An 18,505-nucleotide genomic window follows, 5' to 3' on the forward strand; every position below is an offset into this window, starting at 1 on the left:
TATGGGGGGATTATGCGGTTCGGGGTGCTAGGGCCCCTGGAGGTGTGGGCGGCCACCGGGGAGCCGCTCACCGTGCGGGAGGCGAAGGTCAGGCTGCTGCTGGCGGGGCTGCTGGTGCACCGCGGGCGGCCGGTCTCCGCCGACCGGCTGGTCGAGGAGCTGTGGGGCGAGCGGCCGCCGCGTGACGCCCTCGCCGCGCTACGGGTCAAGGTGTCCCAGCTGCGCGGGGCGCTGGCCGACCGCGACGCGATCAAGTTCCGCGCCGCCGGATACGTGCTCGACGTGCCCGCCGAGGCCGTCGACGCCGAACGTTTCCAGGCGCTGCTCACCGCGCCCGCCCCCGACGCGCGGGCACGGGCCGACGCGCTGGTCCAGGCGCTCGGCCTGTGGCGCGGGCCCGCCTTCGCCGGGCAGTCCGACCACGACGTGGTGCGCCCGGCGGCGGCCAAACTGGAGGAGCAGCGCCTGTCCGCCCTGGAGGAGCTGGCCGAGGTGCGGCTGACCCTGGGCGAGCCGGTCGAGGTCGCCGACCTGGTGGCCGAGCACCCCCTGCGCGAGCGGCTGCGCGCCGCGCACATACGCTCCCTCTACCGGCAGGGCCGCCAGAGCGAGGCCCTGGCCGCCTACGCCGACCTGCGCGAACGCCTGGCCGAAGACCTGGGCCTCGACCCGTCGCCCGAACTCGCCGACCTGCACGCCCGGATCCTGCGCCAGGACCCGGCCCTGCAGGCGCCCACGCGTGCCCAGAGCAACCTGCCCGCCCCGCTCACCGACCTCATCGGCCGCGACGAGGCGGTGGCCGAGGTGAGCGCGCTCCTGGCCGACAACCGCCTGGTCACGCTGACCGGCCCCGGCGGCGTCGGCAAGACCCGGCTGGCCCTGGCCGCTGCCGCCGCCTCGGCCCAGGCCTTCCCAGACGGCACCTGGCTGGTCGAGCTGGCGCCCGTGCGCCCTCGGCGCGACGACCGGTGCGTGGCGGCGATCGTAGGCGAGGTGCTCGGGCTGCCCGACCACGGGCAGGGGTCCGTCGCCGAGCGGGTCGCCGCCGCCCTGTCCGGCAAGCGCGCCCTCCTCGTCCTGGACAACTGCGAGCACGTGGTCGAGCAGGTCGCGCCGCTGACCCGCCACCTGTTGCAGGCCGCGCCCGAGCTGCGCGTGCTGGCCACCAGCCAGGAGACGCTGCGGGTCAGCGGCGAGAGCGCCTGGAGCGTGCCGCCGCTCGCGCCGGAGGCGGCGATCGAGCTGTTCAGCGTGCGCGCGGGCGGCGGGCTGGTCGGCGACGCGGCCGTGGCGGAGATCTGCGCCCGCCTCGACGGGATTCCGCTGGCGGTCGAGCTGGCCGCCGCGCGGGCGCGCGCCCTGTCACCGCGCCAGCTCGCCGACCGGCTGGACGACCGGTTCCGGCTGCTCAGCACCGGCATGCGGGACGCGCCGGCACGGCAGCGGACGCTCCGGGCGATGATCGACTGGAGCTGGGATCTGCTGAGCGAGCCGGAGCGGCTGGTGTTGCGGCGGCTGGCCGTACACGCTGACGGGTGCACGCTGGAGGCGGCGGAGCAGGTGTGCGCGGAGCCGGGCCACGACGTGCTCGACCTGCTGGCCAGGCTGGTCGACCGCTCGCTCGTGGTGGGCGGGGCGCGCTTCCGGCTGCTGGAGTCCGTCGCCGCCTACTCGGCCGAACGGCTGGCGGAGGCGGGCGAGTCCGACCTGGTACGCCGGCGCCATCTCGACCACCACGTCGCGCTGGCCGAGCGGGCCGAGCCGTACCTGCGCGGGCATGACCAGCAGCGCTGGCTCGACACGCTCGACACCGAGGCGGCCAACCTGCGCGCGGCGCTCGACACCGCGGCCGCGATGGGGCTGGCCGAGCAGGCGCACCGCCTGGTGCGGGCGCTGGCCTGGTACTGGGTGCTGCGCGGCAGGCTGGGCGAGGCGCGCCGGTCGCTGGAGACGGCGCTGTCGCTGGCCGAGGATCCGCAGACGCGGATGTGGTGGGCCGGGGTGGCGATGTCGATGGGCGATCCCGTCGACCTCGATCCCGCCGAGCTGGACAAGGTCGACGATCCCGGACGGCGGGCCAGGCTGGGGTGGTTCCTGGGGATGGCGCTGTTCGGGTTCGAGAGCCCGGAGTGCAGCGACTCGCTGATCGGCCCGGCGCTGGAGACGTTCGTGGAGCTCGGCGACATGTGGGGCGAGGCCGCGGCGCTCAGCGTGCGGGCCAAGCGGGCCATGATGCGCGGCGAGCTGGCCGAGCTTCGGGCCGACGCCGGGCGGAGCCTGGAGTTGTTCAAGCTCGCCGGTGACCGGTGGGGGCAGACGCGGGCCACGGAGGTGCTCAGTTCGCTGGCCGAGATCGTCGGCGACTACGCGCGGGCGGCGGAGCTGCGCCGCGAGGGGCTGAAGGTGGCCGAGGAGCTCGGGTTGTGGAGCGACGTCACCTCGATCCTGTCCAAGCTCGGGCGGATCGCGCTGCTGGAGGGCGACTACGCGCTGGCCGACGACTACCACGAACGCTCCCGCAGGCGCGCGGTCGAGCAGGCCAACCGGCCGGCGGAGGAGGACGCCGAGGTCGGTCTCGCGCTGTCGGCCCGGCGGCAGGGGCGGCTGGACGACGCCGAGCGGCACCTGCGGCGCTGGCTGGGCTGGGTGCGCGAGGTGGCCGGCGAGCCGGGGGCGGCGCTGATCCTGGCCGAGCTCGGCTTCATCGCCGAACTACGCGGCCACGCCGTCCTGACCGCCGCGACGGGCCAGGACAACGCGGGGTTCGGCGCTGATCCGCCCGCCGCCGTGCTGGTGCACGCGGACGTCGCGGTCGCCTCGCATCTCGACGGGCTGGCGGCGGCGCGGGCCGTGGGCGATCCCCGGGCGATCGCGCTGTCCCTGGAGGGGGTGGCGGGGGCCAGGACGCTCCAGGGACGTCATGAGCAGGCGGCGGTGCTGCTGGGGCAGGCGACCGCGCTGCGGGAGGGGTCCGGGGCGCCGCTGCCGCCGGGCGAGCGGGGCGACGTGGACCGGATCGCCGCCCATGCGCTGGCGGGGCTGGGCGAGCAGCCGTACATGTCGGCCCGCGCCCGTGGCGCCGCCCTGCCCCTGTCCGACGTTCTCGACCTGGCCTACCGGGCCACCTGATCGGGAACGGGCAGCGCCTCCGGCTCCTCGCTCCCCTGGGCGCTCGTCGGCGGGACCATGCGCAGGGCCACGGCCGACAGCAGGGCGGCGGCCAGCAGGACCACGGCCCCGGCACCTGCGGCGACGTTGATGCTGGTGGTGAACGCCTCGCGGGCGGCGCTCGCCAGCGCGGCCCCCGTGGCCTCGGGGAGTTCCTGCGCGGCTGACAGGGCCCCGCCCAGCGTGTCGAGTGCCGCCCCCGGGGACACGCCGTCGGGCAGTTCCAGGCTGCCCCGGTAGACGGCGGCGGCGATGCTGCCGAAGACGGCCAGCCCCAGCGCGCCGCCGAACTCCTGGCCGGTCTCCGACAGCGCGGCGGCCGAGCCTGAGCGCTCCGGCGGCGCGGCGCCCACGACCAGGTCGGTGCCGACGACCAGGAGCGGCGAGGCGCCCAGGAAGAACAGCACCTGGCCGCCGACCAGGAGCGCGACGCCGCCGCCCGCGTCCACCTGGGTGAGCAGGGCGACGCCCGCCGCGCCGACGACCAGCCCGGCACCGGCCGGATGACGAGCATCAGCGTTCCGAGCGCGGCGCTGAACCGGCGCTCGGCGAACAGCTTCATGTCCAGGAGCGGGTCGGCGAGCCTGCGCTGCCTGCGGATGAACACGACGGCCAGGGCCAGGCCGGCGACGAGGGTGGCGGCGGCCGGCCAGGAAGGGCCGTACGTGGCGATCTCCTTGACCCCGTAGATGGCCAGCAGCGCGGCGGCGACGGAGAGCACCACGCTGGCCGCGTCGACGCGGCCGCTGCTCGGCGCGCGGTACTCGGGCAGCAGCAACGGCCCGGCGACCAGCAGGATCGCCATGACCGGCACACCCAGCAGGAACGCAGAACCCCACCAGAAGTTCTCCAGCAACGCCCCGCCGACGACGGGCCCGAGCACCATGCCCGCGGTGAAGCCGGTCATCCACAGGCTGATCGCGGTCGTGCGCTGGGCCGGATCGTGGAACATGTTCCTGATCAGCGACAACGTCGAGGGCATCAGTGTGGCGCCGGCGACGCCGAGCAGGGCGCGCGCGGCGATGAGCAACTCGGCGCTGGGCGCGTAGGCGGCCAGCACGGAGGCGGCGGCGAAGGCGGCCCCGCCGATCAGCAGCAGCTTGCGGCGGCCGATCCGGTCGCCGATGTTGCCCATCGTGATCAGAAAGCCGGCGATGAGAAAGCCGTAGATGTCGTTGATCCACAGGAGCTGCGCGGCGCTGGGCCGCAGGTCCTCGGTCAGCGCGGGAACGGCCAGGTGCAAGACGGAGACGTCAATGGAGATCAACAGGGTCGGGAGGATCAGGACCGCCAGACCGGTCCACTCGCGACGACCGGCACGTTTCATGTTCATGCAAATAAACGATAAAAGCTCAACTCGACTTGAGGTCAACCTGATATCGGCGATTGCCGGCCGGAACAACCCCGCCAACCACTACTCTTCGTAGGCATTGTCTAACGAAGGGTAAGGAGGCGGCATGCGGCGCGTTGTTGTGGTGGCGGCCGCGGCCACCGGAATCTCGCTTTTCGCCGGCGCGGCCGTACTACTGACCGGCGAGGACGCCCCGGAGGCCGCGCGGACCGCGCGGACGACGCCCTCGCCGGGCGACCCGCTGACGCCCGGCGAGGTCAGCCGCGCGGGCGCGATCGCGACCGGGCCCTCCCACGAGCACATGAAGGCCGGCCGCGTCGAACTGCTCTACGTCGAGCGCGACGACGACAAGGCCGAGGACGACCGGCGCGCGGAGGCCTACCTCTACGACTACGCCGACGACTCGCTCATCGTGCGCACGGTCGACCTCGGCGACAACAAGATCGTCAGGGAGACCCGGGGCAAGGGCGTGCAGCCGCCGCCCTCCCGCCGCGAGGAGACGGCCGCCGCCGAACTGCTGCTGGCCCACCCCAAGCTCGGCAGGGGCGTGCGGCGTGCCTACGCCAAGGCCGCGGGCCGCGAGCTGCGCTCCGCCGCCGACCTGGGGCTGCGCGGGCTCATCTACTCCCAGCCCGGCGGGCCGTGCGCCACCCACCGGTGCGTGCGGCTGTTCGTCCGGCTGCCCGACGGCAAGCACCTCGACACCAGCCGCATCGTCATCGACCTGTCCGCCAAGAAGGTTCACACCCTGGAGTGGTGACTTGTTCCTGCAACTCGCTCTGGCGGTCTTCGTGGCCGCCGCCGGTTCCGTCACACCCCTCGCCTCCGGTACGGCTCCCGCGGAGCGTCCGTGCGGCTCGCCGTACCTGATCGACCGGGAGCTTCCCGGCGGCGCGCGCTGGCGGCTGTGCTGGGAGATGCGCACGATCGAGGGGCTGACGCTCAACCGGGTCACGTACGTGCCCAAGGGCTCGCCGGGCGTGAGCGTGCTGCGGAGCGCGGCGCTGGCGCAGATCCACGTGCCGTACGACTCGGGCGAGCCGCGCTACCACGACATCGGCTCGCTCGGCTCGGCGGCGATCCCGCTCACCGACGCCGACTGTCCGGGCGGCGAGCGGCGCAAGCAGGTGGTGTGCGTGACGACCAGGCCGCGCGGCCACGCCTACCTCAAGGACGGCTTCGGCGACCCGGCGCTGCGCAGGTCGAAGCAGGGACGCGAGCTCGTGGTGCTGTCGGCCTACCAGGTGGGCTGGTACACCTACATCGCCGAGTTCGTCTTCGGCGACGACGGCTCGATCACGCCGCGCGTGGGCGCGACCGGGTCACTGGCGGGCACCACGACCGCGCCCAAGCACGGCTGGCCGATCGGGGTGGGCGGCAGGCATTTCGAGGAGTCCCACAGCCACAACGTGTTCTGGCGGATGGACTTCGACATCCAGGGCGCCTCCCGCGATGTCGTGGAGCAGTACGACTTCGCCGGTGACAGGACGAAGAAGCGGGCGTTGAAGCGGACCGTCCTACGCCGCGAGACCAAGGCGGTCAACCGGCGGATGCGCTGGTGGCGCGTGGTCGATCCGAAGGTGCGCAACACCGATCTCCACCCGGTCAGCTGGGAGATCAACAACTCCGACAGCGCGCAGTACCGCGGCCCGTCGGACGAGGCGTTCACCCGCGCCGACCTCTACGTGACCCAGTACCGCTCCTGCGAACGCCTGGCCACCTACAACGTGGCTCCCAAATGCGGCAAGTCCGTCGACCAGTACGCCGGCCGCGAGCGCGTCAAGGACCCGGTGATCTGGGTGAACGTCGGCTACCACCACGTCGCCAGGGACGAGGACGCCGACCCGATGCCGGTCCACTGGCAGGGCTTCCGCATCACTCCGCGGGATGTGACGGCGAAGAACCCGCACTAGCCGCGGTACGGCCGGCCTCCTGCATCGCCGTGATCCTCAGGATGACCGCGATGGCCAGCGCGGCGGCGATCCAGTACAGCGCGATGCTGAACACGTCGAACCGGGCGGCGCGGGCGAGCTCCTCCGGTTCTTCCCCGGCGAACAGCAGCCGCGCGCCCACGTTCGAGACGAGTCCGGCGCAGAGCCACATCAGCCACCAGGCCCAGACCAGGCCGGGACGGCGGCCGAGGCCGAGGCCGACGCCCGGGACCCTGCCGGGCGTGGAGGCGACCCAGATGTCGTCCACGATCTGCTTGGGGAACCAGAAGTTGACGATGGGCACGACCCATCCGAACGTCAGCCACCTGCGCGAGCGCCGGTGAGGCTCGGGACTGAGCTCCTCGGAGTTGTCGCGTACGCGAAAGAGCCAGAACAGGAATCCGGCGATGGCGGCCAGGCGGGCGGCCATCTCGACCAGGCCCGACCCGGCGAAGATCACGTCCGCGCCGTTCAGCTCGGCGTCGGTGACCGAGTCGGGGTCGGCGACGACCCGGTCCATGAGCGAGGCGACCCACAGGTCGACGCCGGCCGCGGCCAGGCCGACCACGGAGTCGACGACGAGCAGGGCGACGGCGAGCCCGGCCGCTCCACGGACGGGCTTCACGGGTGAGATCGGGCGCTCTTGATGTAAGGGATGCATGGCGGGTCCTCGTGCGTCTGGATGGGGGTTGCGACAGTATGTCGAGTATCTGGGCACCAGGTCATCTGTATTGCGATGCCGTGATTTCGCACTTTCGGGGATTCCCATCGTGAAAGCGGGCAGGGGCTGAGGCAGACGGCCGTCGTAGGGCACTGTGGGGAGCATGCCGATGAGGACAGAGCTCGACCGCCTCGCGGGCGGGGCACATCATGATCCGCATTCCATCCTCGGCGCCCACCCCGGCGGCGGCGGGGTCACCTTCCGTACGCTGCGCCCGCTGGCCGAGCGGGTGGAGGTGGTGCTCGACGACGGCGGTTCGCATGTCATGGAGCACGTGGCGCACGGGGTATTCGAGGTCATGGTGCCCGGCCTGGACAAGGTCCCCGGGTACTCGTTGCGGATCCGCTATGGGGGCGGCGAGCCGTACGAGACGAAGGACCCCTATCGCTACTGGCCCACGCTGGGCGAGATCGACCTGCACCTGATCGGCGAGGGCCGCCACGAGCGGCTCTGGGAGGCGCTGGGCGCGAGGGTGATGACGCACGAGGAGGCGGAGGGCACCGCCTTCTCCGTCTGGGCGCCCAACGCGCGCGGCATCAGGGTGGTGGGCGACTTCAACCACTGGGACGGCGCCGGGCATCCGATGCGCTCGCTGGGGCGGTCGGGGGTGTGGGAGCTGTTCGTGCCGGGTGTGGGGGCGGGGCAGCGCTACAAGTTCCAGATCCTCGGGGCGGACGGGGTGTGGCGCGACAAGGCCGACCCGATGGCCAGGCGGACCGAGACGCCGCCGCAGACCGCCTCGGTGGTCGAGCAGTCGCGCTACACCTGGGACGACGCGCGGTGGATGGACGAGCGCGCCGCCGAACCGGCGCAACAGCGGCCGATGAGCGTGTACGAGGTGCATCTCGGTTCGTGGAAACCCGGGCTTGGTTATCGCGAGCTGGCCGAACAGCTGACGGATTATGTCAGCGAGATGGGCTTCACGCATGTCGAGTTCATGCCGGTGGCCGAACATCCCTTCGGCGGCTCCTGGGGTTATCAGGTCACCTCCTACTACGCGCCGACCGCGCGCTTCGGGACGCCGGACGAGTTCCGGCACCTCGTCGACCGGCTGCACCAGGCCGGGATCGGCGTGCTGCTCGACTGGGTGCCCGCGCACTTCCCCATGGACGAGTGGGCGCTGGCCCGCTTCGACGGCACCCCGCTGTACGAGCACGCCGACCCGGCCCGCGGCGAGCACCCCGACTGGGGCACCTACGTCTTCGACTTCGGCCGCGCCGAGGTCCGCAACTTCCTGGTGGCCAACGCGGTGTACTGGCTCAAGGAGTTCCACATCGACGGGCTGCGCGTGGACGCGGTGGCCTCGATGCTCTACCTCGACTACTCGCGCCGCGAGGGCGAGTGGACGCCCAACGTGTTCGGCGGCCGGGAGAACCTCGACGCGGTGGAGTTCCTGAAGGAGATGAACGCCGTCGCCTACCGGGAGGCGCCGGGCATCTCGACCGTGGCCGAGGAGTCGACCGCCTGGCCCGGGGTCTCCCGGCCGGTTCACCTGGGCGGCCTCGGCTTCGGCTTCAAGTGGAACATGGGCTGGATGCACGACACGCTCGCCTACCTCCGGCACGAGCCGATCTTCCGCCAGTACCACCACCATCAGATGACGTTCTCGCTCATGTACGCCTACAGCGAGAACTTCGTGCTCCCGCTCTCCCACGACGAGGTCGTGCACGGCAAGGGTTCGCTGCTCGGCAAGATGCCCGGCGACGAGTGGCAGCGCTTCGCGCAGTTGCGGGCGCTGCTGGCGTTCATGTGGGCGCATCCGGGCAAGCAGCTGCTGTTCATGGGCGGTGAGTTCGGCCAGGGCTCGGAGTGGTCGGAGGAACGCGGCCTCGACTGGTGGGTGCTGGAGTTCGACGGGCACAAGGGCGTGCAGAAGCTGGTGCGCGACCTCAACGAGGTCTACCGGCGGACGCCGCCGCTGTGGGAGCAGGACTGCTCGCCCGAGGGGTTCCGGTGGATCGACGCCGACGACGCCTCCGGCAACACCTTCTCCTTCGTCCGCTACGCGGCCGGCGGGGCGGCGGTGGCGTGCGTGGTCAACTTCAGCGGGTCGCCGCACGAGGACTACCGGCTCGGCCTGCCGTACGGCGGGCGGTGGGAAGAGGTCGTCAACACCGATGCCTACGAGTACGCGGGCAGCGGGGTGGGCAACCTCGGCGGGGTGGAGGCGGTTGAGGAGTCGCGGCACGGCCTGCCGTACTCGACGGTGCTGCGGGTGCCGCCGCTGGGCGCGGTGTGGCTCCACAGCGAGGGCCCGCCCGCCGTGGAACCCGAGCCTTAACGGAAGCTCAAGCGAGGCTTAAAAGGGATCTTCACCCATTGCCCCGACAAGCCGGTCATCCTTACGCTTCCCCCCAGCAATCTGAGGCCCCCTCAGCCCCCTGCCAGGCGAGGGGGCCTCAGATTGCGCGCACCACCTCAGGGCTGCCTCTGGGCTTGCGGGGCAATTCCCCCTAAACTCCGAGATCATCCCCCATCGGAGGACGAGTGCGACTTCGACGCCTGATCGCGGCAGCGGCCCTGCTCGCCGTACTCCCGGCCACCCCCGCTTTCGCCGACGACCCGCCCCCGGTCTCCGACAAGCTCGAAGAGGGCATCGCCGTCGGCACCGGCCCGGTACGCGCCATCGTCGAGCTGACCGACCCGGCCCAGAACGCCCCGATCGCCGGCGCCGCCGCGCAGAGCGACGTGGAAGTCGTTCTCCAGCCGGCGATGCAGCCGTTCGTGGTCGTGAACGGCACCGCGGAAGAGCTCGCGAAGTTAGCCGAGGACCCGAGGGTCACCGCCGTCCGCCGCGACCGCGCCTACCCGCCCACGCTCTCCTCCAGCCTCAAGCAGATCGGCGCCGACCAGGCCCACGCGCAGGGCTTCACCGGCGCCGGCCAGACGATCGCCGTCCTGGACACCGGCATCGACCGCGACCACCCGTTCTTCCTGAACCGCATCGTCGACGAAGCCTGCTTCTCCGCCGTCGACCAGGGCGTGGAGTCGCTGTGCCCGAACGGGTCGACGACCCAGGTGGGCCCCGGCGCCGCCGACGTCGAGATCGACAAGTGCATGCTCGGCGGCACGAACATCTGCGACCACGGCACCCACGTGGCCGGCATCGCCGCGGGCAACGGCGGCGTGGCGCCCGGGGCCGGGATCATCGCCGTCCAGGTGTTCAGCCGCATCAACGACGCGGAGGCCTGCGGCGAGCCGTCGTGCCTGGCCGCGTACGAGTCCTCGCTGCGCCTGGCCATGGACCACGTCGCCACGCTCGCCGCCACCCGCCCGATAGCCGCGGTCAACCTCAGCCTGGGCGGCTGGCCGACGATGACCTCCTGCGACGACAGCGAGGAGGGCGCCGCGTTCAAGCCCAAGGTCGACGACCTGCTGGCGAAGGGCGTGGCCACGGTGGTCGCCGCGGGCAACGAGTCCTTCACCGGCGCCTCCTTCCCGGCCTGTGTCTCCTCGACCGTGGCCGTCGGCGCCAACGACGACGGCGACCGGATCGCCGACTTCTCCAACAGCGGGGCTTTGCTGGACCTGTTCGCGCCGGGCGTGGACATCGACTCGTCGGTCCCCGACGACCAGATGACGTCCTACAGCGGCACCTCGATGGCCGCGCCGCATGTGGCGGGGGCGCTGGCCGTACTGAAGGCGCAGAACCCGCAGACGCCGATGCCGGAGCTGATCGAGAAGCTGAGGACGACCGGCCGCCCCTACAGCTACGGCGGTGTCACCACGCCGCGCCTCGACCTCCAGGCCGCGCTGACCGGCGCCACCCCCGGCCCGCCGATCGAGCAGACCCCCACACCGGGCAACCCGGAGAACCCGGACCCAGAGAACCCGGGCCCGGACCCGGAGAACCCCGACCCGGACCCCAGCGGCCCCTCCCCCGAGCCCCAGCCGGACAACCCCCAGCCCAGCCCCGTCCCGCTGCCCACCGTGACGGTGACCGTGACCGTGAAGGCCACCCCGCCCGCGGCCATCTGCAAGCGCGGTACGGCGAGCAAGAAGCTGACCGGCAAGCAGTGGGCCGTGGAGATCCACCGCAGCAGCGGCACGATCCCGGACACCACGCTCAACTGCTACCTGCGCATGGCCGGCAAGGCCAGCAAGGTGTTCCCCGAGGTGACCAAGGCCTCGTCGCTGGGAACGGCGTACCGGGTGCTGAAGGGCACTTCAGGGGCGCGGGCCAAGCTGGACGCGGCGTTGCTGAGGGGCTGGCTGAACTGGTCGAACGGCACCGGCACCCTCCAGGCCCTCCAGTCCGCGGAAAAGGTCCGCCTGAGCGCCAAGTCCTCGGCAGCCCAGCTTACAAAATCGACAAAAACCCTAAAGGGCAGCTAATCATCTGGAACTGCCGATATCCGCATAACGGAGCCATCTCAAACTCCCAAACGTCCCAGGCTCCTCAGTAAGCTCATGCCTCACGACCATCACATGTGGGGATTTTTCCGGCTGTCATCAGTCAAATCGGCGCATGAGCTATTGGGGGGCTTTCCAATATCAGAGCTCTGCTTCGGCGCGCCACGCCACTGACGGCGTCCCACTGCCTCACGCCCGCCCGTGTGTCCGGGTGGGCGCCTACCCTCGGAGGAACAGTGAGACTACGGTCTCTGCTCGCCGGCGCGGTCGCGCTGGCAGCGACCTCGGCCGCGCTCGTGGTGGCCCCGGCCGCCCAGGCGGCCACCGCTGACCCGGTCGTCAGCTCGGAGTTAAGGCAGGAAGCGAAGACGGAGGCCGTCCGCGCGATCATCGAGCTGGTGCCCGGCGCCAGCGTCAAGGACGTCGCGGCCACCGCCGAGAAGGCGTCCGCCAAGACCGACGTGATCGAGGATGACGCCTCGGCGAAGTTCTTCGTCGCGGAGGTGGACACGGCGACGCTCACGGCGCTGAAGAACGACAAGCGCATCAAGTCCATCCAGAAGGACGAGCTCAGCGCGGCCACGCTCGACGCCAGCACCAAGCTGATCGGCTCGGACAAGGCGAACGAGGCCGGCTGGACCGGCAAGGGCTACACCGTCGCCGTCCTGGACACCGGCGTCGACAGCGACCACCCGTTCCTCGCGGGCCGGCTGGTCGGCGACGCCTGCTTCTCCTCGAACTTCCAGAACAGCGAGTACAAGTCCGAGTCGCTCTGCCCGAACAAGCAGAACGAGCAGATCGGGCCGGGCGCGGCCAACGCCGAGACCGAGCGGTGCATCGCCGGCGGCGCCAACCAGTGCTCCCACGGCAGCCACGTGGCCGGCATCGCGGCCGGCAAGAAGACCGAGGGCGCTCCGGCCAACGGCGTGGCCCCCGAGGCAAAGATCCTGCCGATCCAGGTCTTCAGCCGCATCGTCACCGCGAGCGTCTGCCAGGGCTTCGGCATCCCGGCGCCCTGCTACCTCAGCTTCAACTCCGACCAGAAGCTGGCGCTGGAGTACCTGGCGACGGTCGCGACGGCGAACAACGTCGTCGCGGTCAACATGAGCCTGGGCGGCAACCAGAAGTTCACCGCACACTGTGACACGGGCACCGCCGCCGCCATCAAGCCGAACATCGACGCGCTCGCGGCGCTCGGTGTGGCCACGGTCATCGCCTCGGGCAACTCCGCCTTCCAGGACGGCGTCAGCAGCCCCGCCTGCATCTCCACCGCCGTCACCGTGGGCGCCACCGACGACGGCGACGCCGTCGCGCCGTTCAGCAACCGCGGCGCGCTGCTGGACCTGTTCGCGCCGGGCGTCGGCATCAACTCCTCGGTGCCGAACAACGCCTACGCCAACATGAACGGCACCTCGATGGCCGCCCCGCACGTCGCGGGCGCCTACGCCGTGGTGAAGCAGGCCTACCCGGCCTACAGCCCGGCGCAGATCCTGGCCAAGCTCCGCACCACCGGCAAGCCGATCGCCTACTCGGCCGGCGGCCCCCGGGTCACCACGCCGCGGATCGACCTGGCCAAGGCCACCCCGCCGAAGCCGACCCAGTCGCCGACGCCGACGCCGACTCCCACGGTGACGCCGACCGTGACGCCCACGCCGACCCCCACGGCCACGGTTACGCCGACGCCCACCCCCACGCCGACCAAGACGCCGACCTCGCAGCCGGACCCGGACCCGATCTCGATCGACCCGAACCCGGAGCCGGTCCCCGACACCTGCGAGCGCGGCAAGGGCACCAAGCCGCTCAGCTCCAAGGCGTGGGCCACGGAGATGCTGAAGACCAAGGGCTCTCTGTCGGACAAGACGCTGATCTGCTACCTGTCCATCGCGCAGAACGGCAGCAAGGTCTTCCCCGAGGCGACCAAGGCCGACACCCTGGCCCGTGCGTACAAGGTGCTGAACACGAAGTCGAAGGCGGGCAAGGCGCTGCTCGACCGGGAGCTGCTGGCCGCGTGGCTGAACTACGCGCACGGCGTGTACAACTCCTCGGCCAAGGTGCACGGCACGACCACGCTGAAGAAGGCGATCACGATCGCTGAGAAGCACCGGACCGGCAAGGCGACGACGGCGCAGCTGAAGAAGTCGGCCGTCTTCCTCTACCGGCACGTCAACAAGTAAGGAACGACTGATCGCCGTCCCTCTCCGGGGTGCCGCCCCGGAGAGGGACATGTCGCTTAGGGTGTGAAATATGGACCCAGGCAAGGCGATCTTCGAAACCGTCGACAAGCTTCGCCAGCGGCGCACCGCCCCGCTCGTGCTGGAGCTCGATCTCACCGAGGGGCTCACCGAAGGCCCTCCGGCGGATCCGCTCTCCGCGCTGCTGTCCATGCGCAAGCCCCGCCTGGCCGACGTGCTCGGCGGGCTCAGGCGGGCCAGGCACGACTCGCGGGTCAAGGCGCTGATCGTGAAGATCGGCGGGCAGCCGCTGGGCCTGGCCATGGTGCAGGAACTGCGGCAGGCGGTCATCCACTTCCGCAGCTCGGGGAAGCTGACCGTCGCCTTCTCCGAGACGTTCGGCGAGTTCGGGAACGGCACCGTCCCCTACTACCTCGCCTCCGCCTTCGAGCGGGTCTACCTCCAGCCCAGCGGCGACGTGGGGCTCACCGGCGTCGCGCTGGAGGCGCGCTTCATCAAGAACGCCCTGGGCAAGCTGGGCATCTCCTACGAAGGCGCGCAGCGGCACGAGTACAAGACCGCGGCCAACATGTTCACCCAGGACCACATGACCGAGCCGCACCGCGAGTCGCTGACCCGGATCGCCGAGTCGGTCACCGAGCAGGTCGTGGCCGGGATCGCGGACGGCCGGCGGCTGGATCCCGAGAAGGTCAGGGAACTGGTCGACCGGGGGCCGTTCATCGGGAACGAGGCGGTCGAGGCCGGGCTGGTCGACCGGCTGGCCTACCGGGACGAGGTCTACGACGAGGTCAAGAAGGCCGCGGGCGCCGACTCGATGCTGCTGTTCGTGTCGCGGTACGCGAAGGCGCCGGCCGTACGGAAGCTGCCGCATCCCGGGGCCGACACGGTCGCGCTCGTGCACGGCAGCGGCCCGATCAGGATGGGCCGCAGCGGGCGCAGCCCGCTCGGCGGCGGCGGTGGCGCGATGGGGTCGGACACGATCGCCGCGGCGCTGCGGGCGGCGCGCAGGGACGAGCACGTGAAGGCCGTGGTGTTCCGCGTCGACAGCCCCGGCGGGTCGTATGTCGCCTCTGACACGGTCTGGCGCGAGGTTGTGCTGACCTGCAAGACCAAGCCGGTGATCGTGTCGATGGGTGACGTGGCGGCGTCGGGCGGGTACTTCGTCGCGATGGCGGCCGACGTCATCGTCGCGCAGCCGGGGACGCTGACCGGGTCGATCGGGGTGTTCGGCGGCAAGCCGGTCCTGTCGGAACTGCTGGACAAGGTCGGGGTCAACTCCGAGCTGATCTCCCAGGGGGCCAACGCGGGGATGTTCTCGACGTCCCGGGCGTTCTCCCCGGAGCAGTGGGACCGGGTCAACACCTGGCTGGACCGTATTTACGATGACTTCGTGGGCAAGGTGGCCACGGGGCGCAAGCTCACCCGCGAACGTGCGCACGAACTCGCCCGCGGCCGCGTCTGGACCGGCGCCGACGCCCTCGAAGGCGGGCTGGTCGACGAGCTCGGCGGGCTGGAGGACGCCCTGGTGCTGGCCCGCAAGCGCGCCGGGCTGGCCGACGACGCGCCCGTGCGCACCTACCCGCGCCTGAACCCGCTGGAGCGCCTGCGCGGGCCGGACTCCAGCGAGGACCGCGCCGCGGCCCTGACGCGCATGCGCCTGGAGGCCTGGGGTCCGCTCGCCCGGCTCTCCGCCGAACTCGGCCTCCCGCCGCAGGGCCCGCTCGCCCTGCCCTCCTGGTACGAGATCCGCTGACCTGGTACGAGATCCGCTGATCTTCTGAGTAGTTACGGCAAGCCGCCCCCACACCCCCCGCCGACGCCGGCGGGCGGGTCGGGAGGTGTCGTCAGGCAGTCTGACGGGGTTGCTCGCCGTGACGGCCGGCGGACACCGCCGAGCGGGTCAGAAGCGGCAGCCGCAGGACGAACCGGGAACGATCCTCGACCTGGAGCGTCCCGCCGTGCCGGGTGGCGATCTCCCGCGCGATCGGCAGCCCGAGCCCGCTGCCGCCCGGATCCCTGGTCCGTCCTTCGGCGAGCCGGGTGAAGCGCTGGAACACCCGTTCCCGGTCGTCCGGCGCGAGCCCGTCGCCGTCGTCGCTGACCTCCAGCACGGCCTGCTCGGCGCAGGTGTCGCCGCGCACCACGAGCCGGACGGTGCTGTCGGCGTGCCGGATCGCGTTGTCCAGCAGGTTGACCAGCACGCGGGTGAGCTGCAGCCGGTCGCCCTCGACGACGACGCCGTTCTCCAGCTCGGTCAGCAGCTTCTTGGCCGGGTGCCGCCTGGCCAGCTCGTCGCGGGTCAGCTCGGCCAGGTCCACGGGCTCGGGCCGCGGCTCCATCCCGGCGTCCAGCCTGGCGACGGCGAGCAGGTCCTCGACGAGGAGCTGCAGCCGGTCGGCCGCGCGGTCCACGGCTTCGAGCGCGGCGTGCTCGGGACCGTCGTCGCGGGTCTCCATGAGCGCCAGGTCCACCTCGGCGCGCAGCCCGGTGATGGGGCTGCGCAGTTCGTGGGAGGCGTCGGCGACGAAGCTGCGCTGCTGGCTGAGGGCGCCGTCGAGCCGGTCGAGGGTCTGGTTCACGGTGATGGCGAGGGCGGCTATCTCGTCGTGGCGGCCGGTTTCCGGCACGCGGCGGTGGGGGTGGCTGCCGGTGATCTCCTCCAGCTCGGCCGTGATCGCCTCGACGGGCTTGAGCGCGCGCGAGACCAGTATCCACGTCAGCACCATCATCCCGGCGACGCCGACGGCGGCTGCGACGAGCAGGCCGAGCAGGGTGGGCCAGTCGTAGAGGTAGCCGGGTTTGGGGGTGGCGACATAGACGGACAGGTCGGAGGCGGCGCCCGCGGGGCTGATCGTGAAGCCGACCACGATGAGCTCGCGGCCGTCGTGCCGGACGACGCCGTCCCATCGGAAGTCGTCCCGGGGCGGGAGCTGCGTGGTCAGTGGTGGCTGCCCGGCCAGGTCGGGGGTGCTGGCGAGCACCTTCCCGCCCTCGGCGACCACCTGGACGCTCTGGCCGCTGACCGACGGGACCTGGTCCGGCAGCGCGTTCTCGCTCGCCAGTATGGACAGCCGCCGGGCCGCGGTCGCCAGTTGGTCAGTCACGTCGTCGACTTCCGAGTGATATCCCTGGACGGCCAGACCGGTACACAACACCAGCGCAAGAACCGTGGACACCAGCCCGGCGATGACGCAGCTGCGCGCGCGAAGGCTCACGCGTTACCCCCCTTTGTGCGTTTTGGGGGAACGCCTACTGGCGAGTAAAGCTTCCGGATATTTCAGTATTTACCCAGGTCAGGATGGGCCCGGCCGTGCCGATCCTTCGCCCTGCCCGCTCGATCCGACATCGGGTAAAAACTCGAAGTCAGGCCGCGAAGAAGGCGCGCAGCGCCGGGGCGAGGGCGGCGGCGTCGACGTTGTGCGGCTGCCCGGCCAGCGTCTCGCGACGCGCGGCGGGAAGGGCGGCGGCGAGGGCCTCGGCGGAGTTCGTGGCCCACGGCATGGTGCCGCCGTCGAGCACCAGGGCGGGGATCGCCACCCCTGCCATACGCTCGGCGGCCAGGGAGAAGTCACCGACGACCATGGCGTCGTAGATCAGGGTGTGGGCGGCCTTCTCCATGCCGGGCCACATCGGCATGCCGCGCATCGGGGTGACGAACTCGGCCGGCAGCCCGACCGCGGCGGTCAGGAACAGCTCCACCATGTCGCCCCTGCGGCCCTGCTCGCGCAGCGCCACGAGCCGGTCGAGGTAGTCGGCGGGCACCGGCGGGCGGGAGTCGTCCACGATGTACGGGGCCTCCCAGATGGCCAGCTTGGTGATGGGAAGCCCGTTCAGGACCGCCTCCAGCCCGATGATGCCGCCGCCGGAGGAGCCGAAGACGTACGCCTGGCCGCCGGCCTCCCGGATGACGGCGCCGAGGTCCTGGTAGACGCGCTCGACGGTGAACGGCTCGGTGTCGCCGCTCTCGCCGGAGCCGCGCCGGTCGTAGTTGTACACCGTGAACGAGTCGGCCAGCAGCCCGGCCAGCGGCGCGTTGACGGAGCGGTCGGTGGCGCCGCCGCCGCCGATGATGACCAGCGCGGGCCCCTCGCCGATCCGGTCGTAGGCGATGGTGGTGCCGTCCTGGGAACGAACGGTGCTCATGGTCTTCTCCCTGTCTGGGGGGTCGCTTGCCTCCAGTGTTCTACCGACAAAAGAACTTGTCAAGAACAAAAATTCTTTCGGTGAACGGCATGCGGCCTCCCAGCCGGGGATCGGAGAACAGGGGTCAGACCGGTCGGTAGCGGCCGCGCAGCCGTACCAGAGGGTCGACAGTGGGGGTCACGTAGTCGACGGCGAGCACCCCAGCCACGAACAACGTGTGGTCGCCCGCCGGAATCACCCGGACGGTCTCCAGCTCCAGCGCGGCCACCCCGCCCCCGACGATCAGCGCGGAGGTACGCGGTCCGCGGTGGTGCGGCACACCGGCCACCAGATGCCGCGCCGACGGACGCCCGGCGGTGGCGAACCGGCTGGCGACGGCCGCCTGCCCCGACGACAGCAGGGAGGCGGCCCAGAGGTCCTGGCGCAGCAGTACCTCGGCCAGGTAGCCGCGACTCGTCAGCGAGACCAGCACCAGCGGCGGATCCGCGGAGACCGACATGAGGGCGGAGACCGTGACCCCGAGGTCGTGGCGGGGGGGGACGAAAGGGTAGAGACCCCCCCCCCCCGGCCCCCGGGGCCCACGCCCGGGGGAAAACCCGAACACCACCCCCCCCCCGTGGGCCCCAACCCCCCCCAGGGCCCCCGG

General features: G+C 71.6%; 11 protein-coding genes and 1 pseudogene. 7 read left to right on the plus strand and 5 right to left on the minus strand.

Features of this window, described 5'->3' with window-relative positions:
* Positions 1-12: 12 nt before the first annotated feature.
* A complete protein-coding gene (locus tag ACFWYW_RS18905) occupies positions 13-3,129 on the plus strand; it encodes a BTAD domain-containing putative transcriptional regulator (protein ID WP_379641018.1) in 3,117 nt (1,038 codons plus the stop codon).
* On the opposite strand, the pseudogene ACFWYW_RS18910 reads toward ACFWYW_RS18905, so the two are convergent.
* A pseudogene (locus ACFWYW_RS18910) lies at positions 3,114-4,501 on the minus strand (MFS transporter). The gene ACFWYW_RS18905 and the pseudogene ACFWYW_RS18910 overlap by 16 nt on opposite strands.
* A 124-nt stretch (positions 4,502-4,625) precedes the next feature.
* Here ACFWYW_RS18910 and ACFWYW_RS18915 point away from each other — a divergent pair.
* Both ACFWYW_RS18915 and ACFWYW_RS18920 read left to right on the plus strand, forming a co-directional pair.
* Complete coding sequence (locus ACFWYW_RS18915; protein WP_379612092.1) at positions 4,626-5,279, plus strand: hypothetical protein; 654 nt, start codon at positions 4,626-4,628, stop codon at positions 5,277-5,279.
* Position 5,280: 1 nt separating this feature from the next.
* Positions 5,281-6,432: a copper amine oxidase gene (locus ACFWYW_RS18920; RefSeq protein WP_379612093.1), complete on the plus strand. Its 1,152-nt coding sequence runs from the start codon at positions 5,281-5,283 to the stop codon at positions 6,430-6,432.
* Here the strand turns inward: ACFWYW_RS18920 and ACFWYW_RS18925 are convergent.
* A complete protein-coding gene (locus tag ACFWYW_RS18925) occupies positions 6,395-7,075 on the minus strand; it encodes a DUF4328 domain-containing protein (protein ID WP_379612094.1) in 681 nt (226 codons plus the stop codon). The genes ACFWYW_RS18920 and ACFWYW_RS18925 overlap by 38 nt on opposite strands.
* 205 nt (positions 7,076-7,280) lie before the next feature.
* Between ACFWYW_RS18925 and glgB the strand changes: the two genes are divergently transcribed.
* From glgB to sppA, 4 genes are all read left to right on the plus strand, one after another.
* On the plus strand, positions 7,281-9,452 hold the full coding sequence (glgB, locus tag ACFWYW_RS18930) for a 1,4-alpha-glucan branching protein GlgB (RefSeq protein ID WP_379612095.1): 2,172 nt from the start codon (positions 7,281-7,283) through the stop codon (positions 9,450-9,452).
* Positions 9,453-9,658: 206 nt separating this feature from the next.
* Positions 9,659-11,506, plus strand: a complete 1,848-nt coding sequence (locus tag ACFWYW_RS18935; RefSeq protein ID WP_379612096.1) for a S8 family serine peptidase — start codon at positions 9,659-9,661, stop codon at positions 11,504-11,506.
* Between the two features lie 254 nt (positions 11,507-11,760).
* Positions 11,761-13,698 carry a S8 family serine peptidase gene (locus tag ACFWYW_RS18940; protein WP_379612097.1) on the plus strand — a complete coding sequence of 646 codons (1,938 nt, stop codon included), beginning with the start codon at positions 11,761-11,763 and terminating at the stop codon, positions 13,696-13,698.
* Between the two features lie 70 nt (positions 13,699-13,768).
* A complete protein-coding gene (gene sppA, locus ACFWYW_RS18945) occupies positions 13,769-15,469 on the plus strand; it encodes a signal peptide peptidase SppA (protein WP_379612098.1) in 1,701 nt (566 codons plus the stop codon).
* 91 nt (positions 15,470-15,560) lie between these two features.
* On the opposite strand, the gene ACFWYW_RS18950 is transcribed toward sppA, so the two are convergent.
* From ACFWYW_RS18950 to ACFWYW_RS18960, 3 genes are all read right to left on the minus strand, one after another.
* A complete protein-coding gene (locus tag ACFWYW_RS18950; RefSeq protein WP_379612099.1) occupies positions 15,561-16,931 on the minus strand; it encodes a sensor histidine kinase in 1,371 nt (456 codons plus the stop codon).
* 148 nt (positions 16,932-17,079) lie between these two features.
* Complete coding sequence (locus tag ACFWYW_RS18955) at positions 17,080-17,859, minus strand: alpha/beta fold hydrolase (protein WP_379612100.1); 780 nt, start codon at positions 17,857-17,859, stop codon at positions 17,080-17,082.
* 124 nt (positions 17,860-17,983) lie between these two features.
* Positions 17,984-18,466 (minus strand): flavin reductase family protein, encoded by a 483-nt coding sequence (locus ACFWYW_RS18960; RefSeq protein WP_379641020.1) that lies wholly within the window; start codon positions 18,464-18,466, stop codon positions 17,984-17,986.
* Positions 18,467-18,505: the final 39 nt, after the last annotated feature.

The sequence above is a fragment of the Nonomuraea sp. NPDC059023 genome, from assembly GCF_042740095.1.
In the GTDB taxonomy this organism is placed as follows: domain Bacteria; phylum Actinomycetota; class Actinomycetes; order Streptosporangiales; family Streptosporangiaceae; genus Nonomuraea.